22 protein-coding genes and 1 tRNA gene are annotated in these 20304 nt (G+C 61.8%); 14 read left to right on the plus strand and 9 right to left on the minus strand.

What is annotated here, in order from left to right; all coding sequences use genetic code 11:
- Positions 1–80: 80 nt before the first annotated feature.
- The 3 genes from AC1RQ5_RS05430 (at position 81) to AC1RQ5_RS05440 (ending at position 2332) form a co-directional block, all read left to right on the plus strand.
- On the plus strand, positions 81–350 hold the full coding sequence (locus AC1RQ5_RS05430) for an RNA-binding S4 domain-containing protein (RefSeq protein ID WP_398481830.1): 270 nt from the start codon (positions 81–83) through the stop codon (positions 348–350).
- 154 nt (positions 351–504) lie between these two features.
- On the plus strand, positions 505–843 hold the full coding sequence (gene fdxA / locus AC1RQ5_RS05435; protein WP_211910503.1) for a ferredoxin FdxA: 339 nt from the start codon (positions 505–507) through the stop codon (positions 841–843).
- Between the two features lie 442 nt (positions 844–1285).
- Positions 1286–2332, plus strand: coding sequence for a CarD family transcriptional regulator (locus tag AC1RQ5_RS05440; protein WP_398481837.1), 1047 nt, complete (start codon positions 1286–1288; stop codon positions 2330–2332).
- 172 nt (positions 2333–2504) lie between these two features.
- On the opposite strand, the gene AC1RQ5_RS05445 is transcribed toward AC1RQ5_RS05440, so the two are convergent.
- Both AC1RQ5_RS05445 and AC1RQ5_RS05450 read right to left on the minus strand, forming a co-directional pair.
- Positions 2505–3980, minus strand: a complete 1476-nt coding sequence (locus tag AC1RQ5_RS05445; protein WP_493197483.1) for a M48 family metalloprotease — start codon at positions 3978–3980, stop codon at positions 2505–2507.
- A gap of 68 nt (positions 3981–4048) precedes the next feature.
- Positions 4049–4834: a thermonuclease family protein gene (locus AC1RQ5_RS05450; protein ID WP_493197484.1), complete on the minus strand. Its 786-nt coding sequence runs from the start codon at positions 4832–4834 to the stop codon at positions 4049–4051.
- Between the two features lie 240 nt (positions 4835–5074).
- Between AC1RQ5_RS05450 and AC1RQ5_RS05455 the strand changes: the two genes are divergently transcribed.
- The 4 genes from AC1RQ5_RS05455 to AC1RQ5_RS05470 all read left to right on the plus strand — a co-directional run bounded on the left by AC1RQ5_RS05455 (position 5075) and on the right by AC1RQ5_RS05470 (position 10152).
- Entirely contained in the window at positions 5075–6250 is a 1176-nt protein-coding gene (locus AC1RQ5_RS05455) for an ABC transporter substrate-binding protein (RefSeq protein ID WP_398481835.1), read from the plus strand.
- Between the two features lie 172 nt (positions 6251–6422).
- Positions 6423–7211 carry an enoyl-CoA hydratase gene (locus AC1RQ5_RS05460; RefSeq protein WP_493197486.1) on the plus strand — a complete coding sequence of 263 codons (789 nt, stop codon included), beginning with the start codon at positions 6423–6425 and terminating at the stop codon, positions 7209–7211.
- Between the two features lie 2 nt (positions 7212–7213).
- A complete protein-coding gene (locus tag AC1RQ5_RS05465) occupies positions 7214–7975 on the plus strand; it encodes a VOC family protein (RefSeq protein WP_493197488.1) in 762 nt (253 codons plus the stop codon).
- A gap of 50 nt (positions 7976–8025) precedes the next feature.
- Positions 8026–10152 (plus strand): acetate--CoA ligase family protein, encoded by a 2127-nt coding sequence (locus AC1RQ5_RS05470; protein WP_493197490.1) that lies wholly within the window; start codon positions 8026–8028, stop codon positions 10150–10152.
- A gap of 211 nt (positions 10153–10363) precedes the next feature.
- Here AC1RQ5_RS05470 and AC1RQ5_RS05475 read toward each other — a convergent pair whose 3' ends face one another.
- The 3 genes from AC1RQ5_RS05475 to AC1RQ5_RS05485 form a co-directional block, all read right to left on the minus strand.
- Positions 10364–11170: an enoyl-CoA hydratase/isomerase family protein gene (locus AC1RQ5_RS05475; protein WP_493197492.1), complete on the minus strand. Its 807-nt coding sequence runs from the start codon at positions 11168–11170 to the stop codon at positions 10364–10366.
- Positions 11171–11345: 175 nt separating this feature from the next.
- Positions 11346–12506, minus strand: coding sequence for an acyl-CoA dehydrogenase family protein (locus AC1RQ5_RS05480; RefSeq protein ID WP_398481815.1), 1161 nt, complete (start codon positions 12504–12506; stop codon positions 11346–11348).
- Between the two features lie 21 nt (positions 12507–12527).
- Positions 12528–13580, minus strand: coding sequence for an acyl-CoA dehydrogenase family protein (locus AC1RQ5_RS05485; RefSeq protein WP_493197495.1), 1053 nt, complete (start codon positions 13578–13580; stop codon positions 12528–12530).
- Between the two features lie 242 nt (positions 13581–13822).
- On the opposite strand from AC1RQ5_RS05485, the gene AC1RQ5_RS05490 reads away from it, so the two are divergent.
- Entirely contained in the window at positions 13823–14617 is a 795-nt protein-coding gene (locus AC1RQ5_RS05490; protein WP_493197497.1) for an SDR family NAD(P)-dependent oxidoreductase, read from the plus strand.
- Positions 14618–14663: 46 nt separating this feature from the next.
- Here AC1RQ5_RS05490 and AC1RQ5_RS05495 read toward each other — a convergent pair whose 3' ends face one another.
- Both AC1RQ5_RS05495 and AC1RQ5_RS05500 read right to left on the minus strand, forming a co-directional pair.
- Positions 14664–14933 (minus strand): GlsB/YeaQ/YmgE family stress response membrane protein, encoded by a 270-nt coding sequence (locus AC1RQ5_RS05495; protein ID WP_493197499.1) that lies wholly within the window; start codon positions 14931–14933, stop codon positions 14664–14666.
- A 25-nt stretch (positions 14934–14958) separates the two neighbouring features.
- On the minus strand, positions 14959–15585 hold the full coding sequence (locus tag AC1RQ5_RS05500; RefSeq protein ID WP_493197501.1) for a YidB family protein: 627 nt from the start codon (positions 15583–15585) through the stop codon (positions 14959–14961).
- 133 nt (positions 15586–15718) lie between these two features.
- On the opposite strand from AC1RQ5_RS05500, the gene AC1RQ5_RS05505 reads away from it, so the two are divergent.
- The 4 genes from AC1RQ5_RS05505 (at position 15719) to AC1RQ5_RS05520 (ending at position 18221) form a co-directional block, all read left to right on the plus strand.
- The gene (locus AC1RQ5_RS05505) at positions 15719–16723 is read left to right on the plus strand and encodes a 2-dehydropantoate 2-reductase (RefSeq protein ID WP_493197502.1); all 1005 of its coding nucleotides are present in this window, start codon (positions 15719–15721) and stop codon (positions 16721–16723) included.
- Between the two features lie 476 nt (positions 16724–17199).
- Positions 17200–17490: a hypothetical protein gene (locus AC1RQ5_RS05510; protein WP_398481802.1), complete on the plus strand. Its 291-nt coding sequence runs from the start codon at positions 17200–17202 to the stop codon at positions 17488–17490.
- Between the two features lie 75 nt (positions 17491–17565).
- A complete protein-coding gene (locus tag AC1RQ5_RS05515; protein ID WP_493197504.1) occupies positions 17566–17775 on the plus strand; it encodes a hypothetical protein in 210 nt (69 codons plus the stop codon).
- 8 nt (positions 17776–17783) lie between these two features.
- Positions 17784–18221 (plus strand): CAP domain-containing protein, encoded by a 438-nt coding sequence (locus tag AC1RQ5_RS05520; protein ID WP_398481800.1) that lies wholly within the window; start codon positions 17784–17786, stop codon positions 18219–18221.
- A 30-nt stretch (positions 18222–18251) separates the two neighbouring features.
- Here AC1RQ5_RS05520 and AC1RQ5_RS05525 read toward each other — a convergent pair whose 3' ends face one another.
- Together AC1RQ5_RS05525 and AC1RQ5_RS05530 are read right to left on the minus strand one after the other, a co-directional pair.
- Complete coding sequence (locus AC1RQ5_RS05525; RefSeq protein WP_493197506.1) at positions 18252–18842, minus strand: hypothetical protein; 591 nt, start codon at positions 18840–18842, stop codon at positions 18252–18254.
- 345 nt (positions 18843–19187) lie between these two features.
- Positions 19188–19616: a hypothetical protein gene (locus tag AC1RQ5_RS05530; protein WP_493197508.1), complete on the minus strand. Its 429-nt coding sequence runs from the start codon at positions 19614–19616 to the stop codon at positions 19188–19190.
- Between the two features lie 172 nt (positions 19617–19788).
- Here AC1RQ5_RS05530 and AC1RQ5_RS05535 point away from each other — a divergent pair.
- Both AC1RQ5_RS05535 and AC1RQ5_RS05540 read left to right on the plus strand, forming a co-directional pair.
- Positions 19789–19865 (plus strand) — tRNA-Arg (locus AC1RQ5_RS05535).
- Positions 19866–19919: 54 nt separating this feature from the next.
- On the plus strand, positions 19920–20282 hold the full coding sequence (locus AC1RQ5_RS05540; RefSeq protein ID WP_493197510.1) for a VanZ family protein: 363 nt from the start codon (positions 19920–19922) through the stop codon (positions 20280–20282).
- The last annotated feature ends 22 nt before the right edge of the window (positions 20283–20304 follow it).

The following is a 20304-nucleotide window of genomic DNA, read 5'->3' on the forward strand; positions in this document are numbered from 1 at the left end:
CATGGTGAGGAGGCGCGAAGCGCCGTCTCGAACCATGAGATTGGACGCTCCCGCAGGATTTGCCGCAGCTAAGGTGCCCGTTGGAACGACAACGCCTCGACAAATGGCTGTGGCATGTGCGGGTGGTCAAAGCCCGCACCAGCGCTGCTGCGCTGGTCGAGGGCGGCAAGGTGCGGGTCAATGGCGAGCGTCAGAAGTCGCCCGGCCATGGCATCAAGATCGGCGACGTGATTACCGTCACGCTCGATCAGGCTGTCCGGGTCATGAAGGTCGAGGCATTTTCCGAGCGACGGGGGGATGCAACCGCGGCTCGCGTGCTCTATACGGATTTGCAACATCCGCCGGAGTAATTATCTCAGGTGGAACAGCCCGACCAAAGCCGGTTCGTGGCAAAATCCTTCTCTATGATGGAAACGCACTGATCCAATCCGGCCGCATGTCTTGCGGCGTGGGGGTGGGTGCGCTACGCAACCGTCAAAATATCGATCGTTTCCGGAGCTTTGGATGACTTACGTCGTCACCGACAATTGCATCAAGTGCAAGTACACCGACTGCGTTGAGGTGTGCCCCGTGGATTGCTTCTACGAGGGCGAGAACATGCTGGTCATCCATCCGGATGAATGCATCGACTGCGGCGTGTGCGAGCCTGAGTGCCCGGCCGACGCGATCAAGCCGGACACCGAAGGCAATATCGAGAAGTGGCTGCAGATCAATCTCGAGCATGCCAAGAAGTGGCCGAACATCACCCAGAAGATCGATCAGCTGCCTGAGGCCGAAGAATTCGACGGCCAGGAAGGCAAGTACGAGAAGTTCTTCTCGGCTGCGCCGGGGAAGGGTGACTAAGGGCTATCCTTAGGCTTTGAGCCACCTGGATACCTCTGACGACCTGAAATTTACCCTGACCTTGATTATGACCAGTTCGCGGCCGCCAGGCGGTCACGAGGGGGCATAAATCATTGATTTTTGCGGGAAATGTGCTATTATAGGCACATTCAAGAAGCTGGACCGCGTGGTGCCGCTCGTTTTGGCCCTGCCGGGTTCCCGTTTAACAAAAATCAAACAGGGGCGTGGCAGTTTCCGCGCACAGGCCGTGTCACAGAAAACGCGTAAAAAGAGTATTTCTAAGCCTTCGAAGAAGACGGCTGCCGCGAGTCCAATTGCGGGCAAACGCAGCGTGAGCAAAGGCCCAGCACGGCCCCCTGTCAAGGACACACGGACGACGACCCGCACCGCGGCCAAGGTTTCGCCAGTCAAGGCTCCGACCACCAAGGCCGCTCCGGCTAAGGTGTCTGCTGCCAAAGCTCCAGTTAAGGCTCCCGCCAAGGCCCCCGCGGCCAAGGCTCCGGCAGCCAAGACCACTGGTGCGAAGACGGCGCCAGCCAAGACCTCTGGTGTGAAGGCTTCACCGCCTAAGGCCCCTGTTGCCAAGGTCGGCGCGCCCGAGTCCGCCCAGAACAAAAGAAGTGAAATGCCGAACAAGACTGCCAAGCCTGCCGCCGAGAAGGCTGCTCCCAAGACTGCCGCCAAGTCCTCGACCGTGAAGTCCGCTGCGACCAAGGCTGCTGCTGCGAAGCCGGTGGCCGAGAAGCCGCGCACTGAGAAGTCGTTTGCGCCGAACACTACGGCGTCGGCGATGAAGGCTGCTGCTGCAAAGGAGCAGGCCAAGGCTGCTGCGGCTGAGAAGCCCGTCGCTCCGAAGCCGGCGGCGCCGGCTGCGCGTGCCGAGGAGCCGAAGAAGGTTGCGACCCAGCGTCAGGGCTTCAAGACCAATGAATATGTGGTCTATCCCGCTCATGGCGTCGGCCAGATCCTCGCCATCGAGGAGCAGGAAATTGCGGGCGCCAAGCTCGAACTGTTCGTCATCAACTTCCTCAAGGACAAGATGACGCTGCGCGTTCCCACCGCGAAGGTCATCAATGTCGGCATGCGCAAGCTGTCGGAGCCGGCGCTGGTCAAGAAGGCGCTGGAAACACTGAAGGGCCGTGCCCGCATCAAGCGCACCATGTGGTCGCGCCGCGCGCAGGAATATGAAGCGAAGATCAATTCGGGCGACATCGTCGCGATTGCCGAAGTGGTCCGCGATCTGTTCCGTTCGGACTCGCAGCCCGAGCAGTCCTATAGCGAACGCCAGCTCTATGAAGCGGCGCTCGATCGTTTGTCGCGCGAAATCGCTGTCGTTCAGCATGTCACCGAGACCGAGGCGATCAAGGAGATCGAAGGCCAGCTCGCCAAGAGCCCGCGCCGCGGCGCCAAGGCTGAAGATGGTGCCGAAGCCGGTGCGGATGAAGCCGATGATGGTGACGAGGATGTCGCCGAGGACGAAGCTGCATAAGCAGCGGCGCTCCGAACAAGTTCAAAAGCCCGGCCGAAAGGTCGGGCTTTTTTGTTGTGTGACACGCTCCGCTTGTCGTCGCCCGGCTCGACCGGGCGATCCAGTGAACACCGTAGCTATCGAGTCCACTGGATCACCCGCCTGCGCGGGTGATGACATGAGACGTTGATGTTCAATCCACTACGATCTTCACGCGATCGCGCGGCTTGACCTGCGCATTCGCCTCAAGCCCGTTCATCACGCGAAACCGCTCCATGGGGCGATCGACGCCGCTCATGCGGTGCGACAGCGATTCCACGGTGTCGCCAGGCTGGACGTTGATGACCTTCAGGCGCAGCGGGCGCGCGGCCTGGATTTCCGCCAGCGTCAGGCGGCGGAATGAGTTGACGGTCTCGCGCGCGTTGCGCTCGCTTTCATTGGTCTTCTGCTTGGCGGCGAAGATGAAGCGGTAGACGTCGCTGCCGAAGCGCAGCGCGTAGACACGGAATTGCCACTGGTCGCCGCGGGCCAGTGCCGTTGCGGCTGGGAAGCCGTTGATGGTCACGTCTTCCGTGGTAGCCTTGTCGACATTCTCCATCCAGCCGGAATTGAGGTAGTCGCTCAGCGTCTGCTCGGACGGCACGCGCACCACATCGAAGCGCATCGCCTGATTGCCGCCCTCGCGCACGCCGATCACGGCCTGCGCGGTGTTGTCGAGCGAGAATGCGTCAGGCGCCTGGAAGGTGAAGCCGAGTTTCGGATGCAGGAAGCGACGGCCACGGACAAAGCCTTCACTTGGATCTTCGCCATAGACGATGCCGTCGATGGCGGCGAGATAGGTCTCGCGGTCGCGTTCGCCGCTGCCGCCCGCGGGCGAGGCATATTGGCGGGCATTGGCCTGCGCATTCTGCACCCGCTCGGGTGTGGCGGGATGCGAGGACAGAAAATCCTGTGCGCGGGAATCGAGCGGTGTGCGGCTGGCCTTCAGCGCAGCGTTGCGCTCCATCGCGGATAGGAAACGCGAGGCGCCGAACGGATCGAAATGCGCGCGGGCGGAGATGCCGACGCCGATCCCGTCGGCCTCGAATTCCTGGGCGCGCGAAAAGCTCGCCATTGTGAGTTTGGATTTGGCCAGTGCCAAGGCGGTGAGATCGGGATCGTTGGTGCCCATGTCGGAGACGACGCGGGTGACGACAGCGGCCTGCTTTGCCTGCTCCTCGCGGATCGAGGCGTGCTTGGCGAGCACATGCGCCATTTCATGCGACAGCACCGAAGCAAGCTCGGACGTGTCGCTGGCAAGCGCCACGAGGCCACGGGTGACATAGAGCTGGCCGGTGGGCAACGCGAAGGCGTTGACGGCGCCGGAATTGAGAATCGTGACCTTGTAGGCGAGGTCGGGCCGCTCGGAGACGGCGACCAGACGCTCGACGGTCTTGGAGATCAGGCCCTCCAGCCGCGGATCGTCATAGGAGCCGCCATAGGAGGCGAGAATGCGCTCGTGCTCTTTCTCGGCGGCCGGCGTCTGGACGATTGCCGGCTTGGGTGGCTTGGCGGGCGTCGGCGGCCTCACGGCGGCGGAGGCCACTTCGAAACGGCTGGTGTCGCCGCAAGCCGATAGCGAGAGGGCTGCGCATAGCACAACCGGCGCAGCCCAAAGGCGGCGGCTCAAGCTGGTTTGCCGTCCCACACCCGTCACGTTGTTGCGTCCTGCCTCGGTAGTCTATCTTTGGCGGTCCCTTAGTCCCCGACCGCCTCGATCTGCCCCACATGGCGCGCCTCGATCCGCGGCCCACCGCGGCTCTCGACCCATCCACGCACACGAATCCGTCGTCCTTCAAGGGATTTGAGCACGATTCCCGCCCCTGCGAAGGCAGGCATCATGCGCCTTGAAATAGACACGGCAAAGTCCCGTGTCCAGCGACGGCCGAAATTGAGATAAGTCGTGGTGCCGGCCTCCCGGACGGACAAAACGCGCCCTTCGACCACGACGAAACGCCCCAACTGCGCCAGAATATCGCCGGGAATTACGGCGTTTTTGATGACGCCACCGCGCGACCATATTCCCGTTTTGGCACGCCGGGCAGTGGCCTCGGCCGCGGCCAGTTCCGCAGCGCAGGCACGGTCCGAAATGGTGCCGGAGGCAAGCGCCAGGCCGGCGCTCAGGATGCGGGCCTGCAATGCTGGCCCGTCGATCTCGGTGAAGATGAAAACGGGCTGTCGGCCGTAGCGATCGGGCGTGTCGCTCTCGCCATGGAGTGCGACATCGCCTTCGAGGATCAGGGATTTCAGTTCGGTATCGGACGGGCCGGATGTTGCGGGCTCGATGCCTGCGAGGCGAACTTCGGCGCCATCGCTCATGCGCAAGGTGCGGATATCGATTGCGTCTGCGATGCGTCCGATGCCCTGCGGCTCGAACGAACAGGCCGATGCGCAGGCGAGACTCGTCGATGCCACGAGGCTGATCACGGGCGTCACACGCAGCGCGGCCCGCCGTCCTGCATGCGCGAAGATCGTGACACGCATTGGCCGTCCTGTTTGTTGATACGCAACCCTATGTCGGCGCCGTTGCGCAAGTCCATTCCGCTTTGCGGAAACTGCGTTTCTTTCGAGCAATTCTTGCGATGCGAAGCGCGTTGCAGCCGCTTGCCGCTGTTGTTCCCTTGCGGCATGATCGCGCCAACAACGAATGCCGCGCAACAATGCGCGACGAGGGAGGACTACGTGAAGACCAAGACACTGCTTTCCGGCCTGCTTGCATCGACCATGCTTTTTGCTGCGACATCGGGGACGATGGCGCAGACCAAGCCGCTCAAGCTCGGCGCGATCCTCGATATGTCCGGCCTCTATGCCGATATCACCGGCCCCGGCAGCGAACTCGCTGCAAAGATGGCAGCCGAGGATTTCGGCGGGGAAGTGCTCGGCCGCAAGATCGAGATCGTGGCAGCGGACCATCTCAACAAGGCCGATCTCTCGGCGAATATCGCGCGCGACATGCTCGACAATCAGGGTGTCGAGGCCATCGTCGACGTCGCGGCGTCGGCCACCGCGCTGGCTGCAAGCGAGATCGCGCGGGCACGCAACAAGATCATCATCTTCAACGGTCCGGGCTCGATCCGCCTCAGCAACGAAGCCTGTGGCCCCTATACCGTGCATTACGTGTTCGATACTTACGCGCAGGCCAATGTGACCGGTCTCGCCACCGTCAAGAACGGCCTCGACAGCTGGTACTTCCTGTCGGCCGACTATGCGTTCGGTCAGGATCTGGAAAAGGATACGACCGCCGTGGTCACCAAGGCGGGCGGCAAGGTGGTAGGCAGCGTCAAGCATCCGCTGAACACGGCGGACTTCTCGTCCTTCCTGCTGCAGGCGCAATCGTCCAAGGCCAAGGTCGTCGGCCTTGCCAATGCCGGCGGCGACACCATCACGGCGATCAAGCAGGCGGCTGAATTCGGGCTGACCAAGAGCGGCGGCCAGAAGCTGTCGCCGCTGCTGGCCTTCATCTCGGACATCGACAGTGTCGGTCTTGACACCGCGCAAGGCCTGATCCTGGCTGAAGGTTTCTATTGGGATCTCAATGACGAAACCCGCGCCTTCACCAAGCGCTTCCAGGCCCGCAACAAGGGCCGCGTGCCGACCTCGGCCCAGGCCGGCGTCTATTCGTCGGTGTCGCACTATCTCAAGGCGGTGAAAGCGGCCGGGACGACCGATTCCGCGGCCGTCATGAAGCTGATGAAGGAGACGCCTATCAACGACATGTTCGCCAAGAACGGCAAGATCCGCGAGGACGGCCGCATGATTCACGACTTCTATCTGTTCGAGGTGAAGAAGCCGTCGGAATCGAAGGGGCGTTGGGATTACTATAAGCTCTCGGCCACCGTTCCGGCTGACCAGGCGTTCCAGCCGCTCGAAGCATCGCGCTGCCCGCTGGTGAAGAAGTAAAGCTCCGTCCCTCATCCTGAGGAGCCGCGACCTGTCCGCCGAAGCTCAAAGAGCGAAGGCGGAAGCGGCGCCTCGAAGGATGAGAGCTTGGGGCCATGGTTCGAGACGGCGCCCAAGGGCGCCTCCTCACATGAGGGCGGTGAAGAAGAACAAGAATGGAAAGGCATCAACTATGAGCGACATCGTCCTGCAGGATCTCGACAACGGTCTTCTCACCATCACCATGAACCGTCCGGACCGGCGCAACGCGCTGAATGTGGAGATGACCGAAGGACTGGTCGCGGCCGCGCGTCGCGCCCAGGAAGATCATGACGTGCGCGCCGTGCTCATCAAGGGCGCCGGCGGCACGTTCTGTGTCGGTGGCGACGTCAAGTCGATGGCCGCCGGCCGCGCGCCGCTGCCGTTCGAGGCCAAGCGGGTAAACCTGCGCAAGGGCATGGAAGTGTCGCGCCTCCTGCACACGATGGCAAAGCCGGTGGTAGCGCAGCTCGATGGTGCTGCCGCAGGCGCAGGTCTTTCGATTGCGCTCTCCTGCGATCTTCGCGTTGCCTCGTCATCCGTGAAGATCACCACGGCTTTCGCCAAGGTCGGCTTCTCCGGCGATTACGGCGGCACATATTTCCTCACCAAGATGCTCGGCAGCGCCAAGGCGCGTGAGCTTTATCTGATGTCGCCGGTGCTCACGGCACAGGAAGCACTCGGGCTCGGCATGGTCACCAAGGTGGTCGATGATGCCGAAGTGGAAACCGCTGCCCGCGAACTCGCGATGTCACTCGCGCGCGGGCCGAGCATCACCTACGGCTACATCAAGACCAACATCAACAATGCCGAGACCATGACGCTGGAAGCCTGTTTCGACGGCGAGGCGATCCACCATACCCGCTGCAGCGACACCGAGGATCACAAGGAGGCTTCCAAAGCCTTCGTCGAAAAGCGCAAGCCGGTTTTCAAGGGGCAATAATCATGAGCCAGATGCGGTTGCGGCAAGTCTGTCTGGTCGCTCCGCATCTGGAGCCTGTGGTCGGCGACATCACGGCCATTCTCGGCCTCGATGTCTGCTACCGTGATCCGCACGTCGAGAAGTACGGACTCGAAAACGCGCTGATGCCCGTCGATGCCACGCTGCTCGAAGTGGTGGCGCCAACACAGCCCGGCACGGCCGCTGGCCGCTTCCTGGAAAAATCCGGCGGACGTGGCGGCTACATGGTGATCCTGTCCTGCGAGGATCCCGATGAACGCGGCCGCTTTGCTGCCAGCATTGGTGTCCGGACGGCCAATGTGATCGATCATCCACCCTATCATGGCGTGCAGTTGCATCCGCGTGATTGCCGCGCAGCCTTCATCGAATTCAATCACACCGCAGGCAGCGACGACGATTTCGATATCTATCCGCCGGCCGGTCCAAACTGGCAGGAGTCGATCCGCCATGACATCACGCGTGCCTTGCTCGAAGTCGAATTGCAAAGCCCGGATCACTACGATCTGGCGCAGCACTGGAGCAATCTGATCGGCATCCCACTGACTTCGGCGAAGAACAACGATCCGCAGATTGCGCTGCCGAACGGTTGTCTGCGTTTTACCAAGGGCAAGGCCGAGGCCATGACCGGGCTCAAATTTCGTGTCAACGATGTCGCGCAGGTGCTGGGCAAAGCGCGGGCGCGTGGATGTCCATCGGCGGATGATGCATTTCTGCTGGGTGGGGTCACGTTTCGCGTCGTTGCCTGATCGCGTTCGGCGCGGCACCATCTCGGCGACAACAATCACCGGGAAGCGCCATGACCGTGTCGGTTCGACATCCGTTGGATTCGTTCTTCAATCCGGCAAGCATCGCCATTATCGGCGCCTCGCGTGATGCTCACAAAATTCCGGGCTTGCTGCTGGCATTCCTGCGCAAGAACCATTTTTCCGGCGCCATCTATCCGGTCAATCCGAACTATCCCGATATCGATGGCCTGACGTGCTACTCATCGCTCGGCGCGATCGGCCAGCCGATCGATCTTGCGATCGTGATCATTCCCGCACGTGTCGTGCTGGGTGTGTTGGAGGATTGCGCAAGGCTCGGCGTCAAGCACACGATCATCATCTCATCCGGTTTCGCCGAAGAAGGTGGCGATTCGATCGCCATGCAGGACCAGATCGCCGCGTTGGCAAGGCGCACAGGGATGCGCATTTCCGGTCCTAATGCCGAAGGCTATTACAATCAGATTGCAGGAATAGCGGCGACTTTCAGCCCGACGGTGGATGTGAAGCCGGACCAGACGCTCTTGGTCGCCACCAAAAAGCGGATCGGCATCGTTGCGCAATCCGGCGGCATTGGCTTTGCGATCTATAACCGCGCCAAGGCGCTCGGCATTGCGCTGAGTACGGTGATCTCGACCGGCAACGAGTCCGATCTCGGAGCAGGCGAGTTCCTCGACTATATGGTGCAGGATCCCACAACCGATGTAATCCTGCTGTTCATCGAGGGCATTCGCGACGTCGATAAATTCCTTTCTGCTGCAAGGAAGGCGGCGGAGATCGGAAAGCCCGTCATCGTCACAAAGGTCGGCCGTTCCGGTGCGGGTGAACGCGCTGCGGCATCGCATACAGCGAGCATGGCGGGCTGGACGGCCGCCTATGATGCGGTGTTCGCGCGCTACGGCTTCATTGTCTCCAATGACCTCGATGAAGCCGTCAGCATTGCTGCGGTACTGACCACGTCGCCACTGCCGAAAGGTGAACGGGTGGCGGTTGTCACCGTCTCCGGTGGTGCGGGCATCTGGGGAGCTGACGCGGTGTCTGCGCAGGGGCTGCAGGTGCCGGAATTGTCGGAGGGCGTTCAGGCCACCATTCGTGGCCTGATCCCGTCCTACGGCTCGCCGCGCAATCCCATCGATATCACCGCGCAGGCGGTGCATAGCGGCGGGTTGCAGAAAACGATCGAATTGCTGGACAAGTCGGACGAGGTCGATGCCATCCTGGTGGTGATCTCGCTCTCCAGCGAGACGCGGATGCCGTTCAAGACGCCGGAGCTGAAGCCGGTGATCGCGGCGCAGCGCAAGCCGATCGTGTTCTGGTCCTACACGCTGCCATCGAATTTTGCGCGTAGCGGGCTCGCCGAGTCCGGCGTCGTGGTGCTGTCAGGACTTACTCATGTGAGTGTGGCGATGCGGAGGCTCGTCGATCACGCGCGCTTCGAGCTGGCCCAGCCAGTCGTCGAAGCCGCGCATGTGCCGGCCGATCTGGCGAAGCATCTGACGGCGCCAACATTGTCGGAACATGACAGCAAGACGCTGCTGCAGATGGCCGGCGTTGCCTTGCCGAATGAAATTCTTGTTGCCGACAAAACGGCACTCGTCGCTGCAGTTTCCAAGGTCGGCTTCCCGCTGGTGATGAAAATCCAGTCGCGTGATATCCCGCACAAGAGTGAGGTCAGCGGCGTCAAGATCAACATCGCGACGAATGAAGAAGCGGCGGCGGCCTATGATGCGTTGATCGCGAGTGCGCAGATGCATCGGCCGCAGGCGGTGCTGCAGGGCGTGCTGGTCTCGCCAATGGCAAAGACGGGCGTCGAGATCATCGTGGGGACGCTGCTGGACAGGACATTCGGGCCCATGGTGATGGTGGGGCTTGGCGGTGTGACGACGGAGTTGTTTAAGGACGTCGTCTACCGCCCGGCACCTGTGAGTGCGCAGGAGGCAGGCGAGATGCTGAATGCGTTAAAGGGCGCGCCACTGCTGAATGGATTTCGCGGAGCGCCGCAGGCTGACGTGTCGGCTGCTGCCGCGCTGATTGCACAGATCTCGCAATTGGCCGCGCATCTGCAAAGCGAGGTGGCCGAGATCGAGCTCAATCCGGTGCTGGTGCATCCGGTCGGCGAAGGCGTGACGATCGTCGATGCGCTGGTGGTACGGAAGGCATAACCGAGTTTCCGCCCATTCTGCCCTCATCCTGAGGAGCGGCCCTAGGCCGCGTCTCGAAGGATGGCAGCGAGCGCCAGAGCCAAGCCAGCTCATGGTTCGAGACGCGCGCAAGAGCGCGCTCCTCACCATGAGAGACTGAGATAAATAAAAATGGCCGGAGTTTCCTCCGGCCATTTCAGTGTGAGGTTTGCAGAACAAACCTGGCGGGGACTTAGCGCCCCTTGAAATTCGGCACGCGGCGCTCGGATGTCGCCGCAACGCCTTCCTTGAAATCCTCGGTCTTGCGCAAGCGGGTCTGTTCGGCGAGCTCGTGCTCGGTCGCCTTGGCGACGCGGTCGGCAAGACCATTGCGCATGGTGGTGCGGGTCGAGAGCAGGCCAAGCGGGGAATTCTCGGCGATCTCCTCGGCCAGCTTGATCGCGGCATCGCGGACCTGGTCCTGCGGCACCAGCACATTGGCGAGGCCCATCTTCAGCGCCTCTTCGCCGCCGACACGGCGCGAGGTGTAGAACATCAGCTCGGCGTTGTTCTTGCCGATCAGTTCGGTGAGCGAGACGGTGAGGCCGAAGCCTGGGTGGAAGCCGAGACGGGTGAAATTCGCGGCGAAGCGGGTTTCCGGGCAGGCAACGCGGAAGTCCGCTGACACCGCAAGGCCGAGGCCACCGCCGATGGCCGCGCCCTGCACGGCGGCGACGATCGGCTTCTTGGCGCGGAAGATGCGCACGGCTTCCATATAGAGATGGCCGATGGAGCCGAGATTGTCGGCGGGGTCGCCGCTCTTGGCGGCCGCTTCGGTTTCCTTGCGGTTCGGATCGCTGAAATCCGCGCCGGCGCAGAACGCCTTGCCCTGCGCGCACAGCACGGTGGCGCGGAGCTCCGGATTGGCGTCGATCTCATCGAGCGCGTTGGCGATCTGCTGGATCAGCAGGATGTCGAAGAAGTTCAGCGGCGGCTTGCGGATCTCGATGATCGCGATGTGGCCGCGGGTCTCGACGGCGATGTCTTTGTAGGTGGTCATGAGTAGGCTCCAATCAAAGCAATAAGAATCGAAGGCGCTCCGTAGTCCCCTCTCCCCTCCGGGGAGAGGGTTAGGGTGAGGGGGCGCCGCAAATGACGTCGGAGTGTGGGGCTCCCCCTCTCCCGCCGCTAAGGAGCGGCGACCTCTCCCCGGAGGGGAGAGGTGAAGAAAAGGGTCACCGCAGGCCCAAGCCGCGCGCGATGATGCCGCGCAGCACTTCCGTCGTGCCGCCCTGGATGGTGAGTTTGGGTGCCGTCTTGATGGCGAAGTCGAGCATCTCGTCGAGGGTGGCGTGGTTCGACGCAGTGTCATCGACGAAAGCGGCGAGGTCGCGGACGCGATGCGGCAGCTGCTGCTCCCACACGGTGCCGATATCCTTGACGATGGAGGCTTCCACCACCGGCTCCTTGCCGGCCTGCAGCATGCCCGCGACCGACACCGACATGCGGCGCATGGTGTGCAGCTGTGCCACCAAGCGACCAATGCCTTCGGCACTGCGCGTGTCCGGTTCGGGGCCAACGGCACGAACCAGTTCCGTCAGCGTGTAATAGGTCTCAAGGAAACGCTCGGGGCCGGAGCGCTCGTAAGCGAGTTCGGAGGTCGCCTGTTTCCAGGCGCCGTCGATCTCGCCGAGCATGTGGTCGTCGGGAATGAAGGCGTCGGTGAAGACGACTTCGTTGAATTCCTGCTGGCCGGTAATCTGGTCGATCGGGTTCACCTTGATGCCCGGGGTCTTCATGTTGACCAGGAACTGGGTGAGGCCGTGGCGACGGTTTTCCTTGGTGGGCGGCGAGGTGCGGAAGATCGCGATCATGTAATCGGCGATATGCGCCGAGGTCGTCCAGATCTTGCTGCCATTGATCAGGAATCCGCCATCGGTCTTGGTCGCCTTGGTCTTGGCAGCGAACAGGTCGGAGCCGGAATTCGGCTCGCTCATGCCGATGGAGAAGCAGATCTCGCCGCGGCAGATGCGCGGCAGGATATCCATCTTGATGTGTTCGGGCGCGTATTTCAGCAGCACCGGGCCGCTTTGGCGATCGGCGACGAAGAAGCGGCGCACCGGGGCGTTGGCCACGCGCATTTCCTCGGTGACCACATAGCGTTCGAGGAACGAGCGTTCATGGCCGCCATATTGCTTGGGCCAGGTCATGCCGAGCCAGCCCTTCTCGCCGACGCGGCGGGAGAATTCGCGGTTGTCGGCGTCTTCCTGCACCGGGCGATGAGGATCGAAGGTGCCGGCGGCGATTTCATCGGCGAGGAAGGCGCGGACTTCCTTGCGGAGCTGCTCGCATTCGGGCGGCAGGCGGATCGGGTCGAAACGAAGGGCTGCAGTCATGTGGGTTCTCGTTTCTCTGTCTTAGCGCGACGCGACCAGCGGCCACAGCTCATCGGCACCACGCCTGGCCACCAGTTTGCCGAGCTCGACGGCCCAGTAGCTCTCGCTGCCGAAATCGTCACGCCAGGCGAGTGCGCGCAGCGTGTAGCGATGCAGGATGTGCTCGCGGGTGAAGCCGATGGCGCCGTGAACCTGATGCGCGATGGCAGCGCCTTTCTCGGCGGCTTCCGAGCATCGGATCTTTGCGGCAGCGGCTTCGAGGAACAGCGCGTCGTCGATCGGTGCGCCGTGCGAGAAGGCATCGGCGGCGGAGCTGGCGGCGGCGAGGGCCGCGGAGGTCTCACCGGCCAGCTTTGCGAGATTGTGCTGCACCGCCTGGAATTTCGAGATTTTCTTCTCGAAGGCGACGCGCTCGCCGGAATATTGCACGCTGATGCCGAGCATCGATTCCAGCGCGCCGGCGATCTGCAGGCTGCGGGCGAGGGCGCCCATCAGCAACAAGGCTTTCTCATCGATGCCCGCCGGTGCCTTCGCGGTCGCGACGGGCTTCACCTTGTCGAAATGCACGGTGTCGGAATGATCGCCGGCGAGGCTGAGGCCCGCATCGATCTTGGTGGCGCCGGCATCGATCAGGGCAATGGAGTCACCGGCGATAACCGCGATGTGTTTCGCCTCTGCGGCGAACGGGATGCCGCGGGCGCGGCCCGAGATGGTGCCGTCGGCATTGAGCGTGAGGCGATCGCGCGTGTTGGCCGGCGCCACCGTCATCATGCCGTCGGGCGACTTGATCTTACCTTGTGCGAGCAGCCAGCCGGCCAGCATGGTTTCGGTGAGCGGAACGCTGACACCGGCGCGGCCGGCAACGCTGAGCACGCTGAAACCTTCGGCCATGCTGGTGCCGGAGCCGTCACATTCTTCCGGGACCCATGACAGTGGCAGGCCGGAGTCAGTCAGCGCCTGCCACAGTGGAGCCTTCCAGGCGCCTTGCTTGTCGTGATTGATGGTTTGTGCGTCCGCGAGATCGGCGAAGATGCGTTCGGCGGTTTCGGCGACGATATTGTCTGTCTCGGTCAAGGCGTTCCCCGTTCGATAGCGCATCTCATTCGGCAGGGATGCCGGGCATGGGGTGCTGCCACTGTTGTTGCGGGCATGATGATGAAAAGCCGGCACGATGCAAGCGGCGCACCTGCATTGTGGTCTGCAGTGGCGGCATGATGCGCGCTTATTCCGCGCAGCGAGTTGCGGGGGTTGTATACCAGCGTGAAGCGGCTGTGTTAGATCACTCCACCTGAACAACAGAAACAGAGGGAATGCGGATGTCGAAGGATGGTTTGTGTGCGGTGATCACAGGATCGGCGTCGGGGCTCGGCGCTGCAACAGCGGCCATCCTCGCCAAGGACGGGGCGCGGCTCGTGATCAATTATTCGTCCAGCGCGAAAGAGGCGGAAGCCACGGCCGAACAGTGCCGCAAGCTTGGCGCGGCCGAGGTTGTGGTCGTGCAGGGCGATGTCTCGAAGGACGAAGACTGCAAGAAGATCGTCGCGGCGGCCGCGCATTGGGGGCGCATCGATGCACTGGTGAACAATGCCGGCGTCACCAAGCATGTGGCGCATGACGATCTCGACGGGCTATCGGCCGAAGATTTCCAGTGGATCTATGGCATCAACACCATCGGGCCATATCAGATGGTGCGTGCGGCGCGGTCGCTGCTTGAAGCCAGCGCGAAGGCTTCGGGCCGTGCTGCAGCGGTGGTGAATGTGTCGTCGATGGCCGGCCTGTCGGGCGCGGGTTCATCGGTCGCCTATGCTGCCAGCAAGGGCGCGCTGAATTCGATCACGCTGTCGCTGGCGCGCGCGCTGGCGCCGCTGATCCGCGTCAACACGGTTTGTCCCGGCTATATCGATACGCCCTGGTTCACCAAGGGCCGTGGTGCGGAAGCTGCAGCAAAAGTGCGAGATGCGGTGATTGCGCGCGTCCCGTTGCAGGCGGCCTCGACCGCCGAGGATATCGCGCAATTGATCTGTTTCCTCGCCACGCCGCCATCCGGTCACATGACCGGCGAACTTGTTCGCATGGATGCCGGCATGCATCTGCAGTCGATCAGGGCATAAGAAAAAAGCCCCGGTCAGGCTGACCGGGGCTTTTCCATTCTGACGTTTATCGCCGACCGGGATCGGGGATCGTGCCGCGGGCGACCAGCCTGTTCCAGATGAACAGCACCACCAGCGCGCCGATGGTGGCGGTGATGAAGCCGGCGCCCTGGTTCGGGCCGTAATGGCCGATCTGCTGACCGATAAACGTCGCCAGGAAGGCGCCGGCAATGCCGAGCACCGTGGTCAGGATGAAGCCCGACGGGTTGTTCGGGCCCGGCGAGATGATGCGGGCGAGAATACCCGCGACGAAGCCGACGAGAATGATCCAGAGCATCGCAATTCCCCCTTGTTGAAATCAGTTAGACCCAGCGCGACGAGGCTTCGTCCTCAGTCGGCAGGCGCCCCTCCGGCGTGAAGTCATCGACGGCGCCGGGCAGCTCGTTGCTGAGTTCGGACAGCAGCTGCTCGCGCGAGAGGCCGGTACGCGACGTCAGCTGCGCGATATCGTCGGCACCCAGTGCTGCGCCGAGATCGCCGGGCGAGATCTGCTTGTTCGGTCCCGGTTGAACCCAGGAGTCCGCCGCATCGCCATGGCCGTTCTCCTGCAGGCGCTTGACGAGATCGCCGAGGCCGCCGCTGAGCACGCTGCCCGCCGCCGCGCCGCCAATGATACCGCCGAGCGGGCCGCGAAGGAGATCGCCGATGCCACCGCTGCTGCCAGTATTGCTATTGCCGCCGAGAAGTCCGCCAAGCAATCCACCAAGACCGCCGCCTTCGGCATTGGCCTGGGTCGGTGCGGGAGCCTGCTGCGGCTGCCCCTGTGGCGCCGGCTGCGCTTGGCCGCCGGTGACATGTTTGTAGCCCTTGTAGGCAAGCAGCGCGAGGATCGCCATGGTGAGCGGAGACATGCCGCCGCTCTTGTCGTTGGGATCGCTGGGGCCGCGCGGGCCATTGGCCATGCCATTCAGAATGTCGAGCAAACCCATCACCATCTCCTGTTCAGCCAGCCCTTGAAAAAGATAGCTGCGCGATATGACGCGGACAAGTCGCGTCGGTTCCACAGGTAGGCAGTGCTGCATCATTTTGCTAGGAACGAAGATCATCACAGTGGGAAGTGACGTGAACGCACAACGCCCCATTTGTATCGCCGGCGCCGGCAGCATCGGCTGCTTTGTCGGCGGTATGCTGGCCACAGCCGGTGGCAATGTCTCGCTGCTGGCGCGCAAGCGGGTGATCGAAGGTATCGCGCGCAGCGGATTGCAGCTAACGAGCTTTGAAGGTGGGCGCTGGCAGTTGCATGCCGAGCAAGTCGCGCCGTCCGACGATCCGGCCATCATGAAGGACGCCGGCATCATCATCGTCGCGGTCAAGAGCGGCGATACCGGCGCAATGGCGGCGTTGATCGCTCAGCATGCCGCCGCAGATGCAGTTATCGTCAGTCTGCAGAATGGCGTCGGCAATGTTGCCGTTCTCAAGCAGGCCTTGCCCGGCCATCGCGTATTGGGCGGCATGGTGCCTTTCAATGTGGTGACGCGCGATGACGGGACCGTGCACCGCGCCACGTCCGGCGCATTGGTGGTCGAGCGCGATGACGACGACACGGCAGCTCGGCTGGCAGTCGCGCATTTGCCGGTGCGGTCGACCGACAACATTGCCGGCGTACTTTGGGGCAAGCTGCTGCTCAACCTCAACAACGCGTTGAATGCGCTATCCGATTTGCCGCTTCGCACGCAGTTGCAGCAGCGTGCGTGGCGACTTCTGTTCGCGGATCAGATGGCCGAGGGACTCGCGGTATTACGTGCTGCAGGCATTTCACCGATTGCGATGACCGCGATGCCGCCATGGCTGACGCCACATGTCCTGCGGTTGCCGGATAGTCTCTTTGGCGTGGTTTTGCGGCGTGTCATGAAGATCGATGCCGATGCACGCTCATCCATGTGGGAAGATCTGCAGCGTGGCCGCTTGACCGAAGTCGATTACCTACAGGGTGTGGTTGTGCAGTCGGCGAATCAATATGGTGTTGAGGCGCCGCTGAGCCGTCGCGTGATCGACCTCGTGAAGGGCGCGGAGGATGCGAAGCGTGGATCGCCGGCACTCACGGTTCAAAAAATTCGTGGTCTGTAGTTGCTCGCTATTACCGCCGATTAAGTCTTTTCCGCGGTGCTACACATTTGGAAATCGCGTCGTGACCGAGCGATTGTTGACCAAGTGGCGCGCGAACGATTTCGAAATGCACGCATCATCACTTTGTGGCGGTAATATTGTGCATCATTCGACGTGCGTGACGCTATCGACATGTTTAGTGCAGCTATATTTTTCGATCAGCCTGTTTCCTCGAGCGCTGCTGATGCGCCACCTGATCATGCGTTCGGGTAGTAAATGCGTATCATTCAGTGAGTTAGAGCTCGCGAACATTGCGTGCAAAACTGCTCATCGCATGTGGCATCAAAGGCTATGTCATTCTCAACTTCTTTAGTATAGATAGTCGCGTGATTTGACGGTGGTTCGATTTCTTGCAACGAATCTGACGTTCAGTCCCCTTCATATTTATCGGCAGAACGTGTGCCGGTTGAAATTCTCAACTACAGATCGGAGATCCAATGGCCAAGAAAGCAGTAAAGAAACTCGTGCGCCGCGAATACACCAAGGAAGACGAGAAAGTCCTCCGCGCGCATTCCAAGGCCCAGACCCCGCTCGAGAAGATCGCCAAGGAAATGAAGCGCACCGGTGGTTCGCTGCGTCAGAAGGCCATCAAGCTTGGCATTCCGCTCGGACATCGTCGCCGCAAGGCCAAGAAGGTCGCAGCCACCAAGGTCGCCAAGACCACGAAGGTCGCGAAGACCGTGAAGAAGGCCAAGACCGCTGCCAAGGCGAAGAAGGCCAAGAAGTAAGTTTCGGCTTTGAAAATTCTGGCCTGAGGCGCTTTGCGCTTCAGGCCTTTTTTGAAATGTCCTGGAGGACGACCGATGCGACCTCCCTTTTCTCTATCGATCGTCGCTCTGTTCGTATGCGGCATCGTTGCGCCCGCCTGGGCCGTGCCGCCCACGGTGACGCCGTCGCCCGGTTATGATGCGCGTCTTGCCGAGCAGCGTCGTGCCGCTCAGTCGGCCCAGCCTGCGATCATCGAAAAGCCATTGCGACGACGACCGGCTGGTCGTCATCGTCACAAGCGCTGAGTGCATCGATGAGATCTGCTGGTTGGATCATGCTGTTGTCTGCCTGCCTTCTGAGCATCGTCATTCCGGTGCCTGCGCATGCGGCAGACTACGCAGGTCAGATCAGTGCATTTCGGCGTGCCCACAAGCTGTCAGCCGTTACATCCGACAGCAAGCTTGCAGCGGTCGCACTCGTGCAGGCGCAGGCCATGTCAGTCAGTGGCAAGGTCAGCCATGAGGTCGGCGGGGCGTTTACAACGCGCGTGTCCAAGTTGCGCAAGTCGAAAGCGGCCGAGAACATCGCGGCCGGCTTCCTCACCTTCACGGAAACGTTGAAGCAGTGGGAGGACAGCCCCGGTCATCGCGCCAATCTGTTGATGCCGGGCGCACGCAAGGTGGGCGTGGCGTCGGTGGCCAATCCGAAATCGCCATATCGGATGTTCTGGGCCATGGTGATCTCGGACTAAGTTCGTCCGTACGCGCCTGAGTAGGCTGGATCAGGTCCGCTTGGTCTTGCCTGGCGCGGGAGCGCCGAACAGGGCATCCTTGATGTCCTTCAGGCCCGATGACAGTTTCGCCCAGCCGCAAGCAAGCGGCTCTGCTGCGCAATCCGGGCCTTTGGCGGCGCGCTGTTTCGGACGCGGGCGGGGCAGTGCGACTGGTGCACTTGCAACTGCGCCTTGTGTCGTGGCTTCGTCGCGGAAATCGGTTTCGGCGACGACTTGCTGCTGCGCCTCGCTCTGCTTCTTGGCAAAGGCGGCCAGGATGATGTTGCGGCGCTGATTGTTGAGATAGATCGCATATTGCTCGTCGATCATCTTCTGCTCGGCGGCGGTGGGATTCGGCCCGGCGATGTCGAAGCTGCGATTCTGCATGAAGTCGTGATAGACATAGCCGCCGCCGCGCTTGCGCCGGGCGGCGAATGTGCTCTCGCAATTCGACAATGCGGATGCCTTGGCTTCACCGCTGAGCGACGACTTCTCGACGCGGTCAGCACAGTCTTCATAATCGGCAGGAGCCGCCGTCCACCACTGCGCATGGGCGCGACCAGGCAGCAGCACAAAAGATGCCGCAAGCAACATGATCATCGATGTCGTCGATATCAGCCCTGATGGCGTCGATCGGATCACGTCCACCCCCGTGCTCACCGGAGGTATTTGTCACCATTGGTCGCCATTTTTCAACCGCACGAAACGCATTTCTCCCCTCTTTTAGACACAAAGCAGACGAGGGGAACTCGCGCTCACTAAACGGATTCTCGAAATCGTTGGTGAAGTGCGAAGATCGGTTGTCGTGAGATATCGATTGTGTAGTCCGAGACAATATCAAGCGATTTGGTGTGTGGTCTCGCGTGGCCGGGCGTCGAGCGCCGGGCTACTCACATAGAAAAGCGGCCATTTGGCCGCCCCTTCTGTTGTCATTGTCGTCAGGCCTTACTGACAAATATGACGCTGTCCGTTCTCGCCTCGCACCCAGGTGCCGGGCTGACAGACGAAATTGTTACGGCGCGCATATGAGTCGCGTGAATCGTAGCGATCGGTCGGGCCGTCATAATAGGCATAACTGTTGTCCCAGCCGCGGAACGGTGCCGTTGCGATAGCACCTGCCGTGCTGACGGCTGCGCCAGCAATGCCGACAGCACCGCCCACGGCGCCGGCTGCGACGTCACCTGGCCAGAAGCCGCTATCCGATGTCCGCATGCCGGTCCGGTAACCGTTATCGCGATAGGTGCTGTCGCTCATCTGCGCGTTGTAGTCCGCCTGCGCCTTTGCGCGATGCTTGGCCTGATCCTTGGCGAGCACGGGAGTTGCCATCAGGCCGGTTGCGACAACCGCTGCAGTGAGAAATTTAATTGTCTTCATGTGGATTCTCCATCTTTGTCGTCTTGCCTTAAGCCAACGACCGATGACCGGGCCTGTTCCGGGAACGCTGCCACCCTCTTTCAAAGGAATGTGAGGCGAACGCATCGCGAGAGGTAGCGAGCCGGAGCGGGCTCTGATATGGAACTGGCCAGTGGTGTTCAGCCACGCGAGCGGTCCCGTAGCTCAGCCGGATAGAGCGACGGTTTCCTAAACCGTAGGCCGGAAGTTCGAGTCTTCCCGGGATCGCCAATTTGTTCCAGCCAATTAACCCTGCATCGCAAGAAACGCCGCTGTGGCGCCGGTTTGCGATATGACCTCGCAATGTTTCGGAAAATCATCATCATTCTGGCCTGGTCGGCACTTCTGGCGGTTGCTTTTGCAACGCTGTCGCCGATTGGTTTGCGGCCCCATGTCGGCAATGTCAGTGGCGAACGGTTCTGGGCATTTGCCTTGGTCGGCCTGCTGTTTGGTATCGCCTATCCCCGCCATCTATGGCTGGTGACCCTGATGGTTGGCGGCGCCGCTGTGGGCCTCGAAGTGCTGCAGCATCTGACGCCGGACCGTCACGGTCAGGTTCCGGATGCGCTGATCAAGCTGGCGGGTGCCTTGAGCGGCACGGGACTGGCTTATGTGCTCATCGGGACGATGCGCAAGATCTCCACCTGAAGACGCTGTCGGCGTCTCCCAC

It is taken from the genome of Tardiphaga sp. GW821-FHT12E02, from assembly GCF_058807155.1.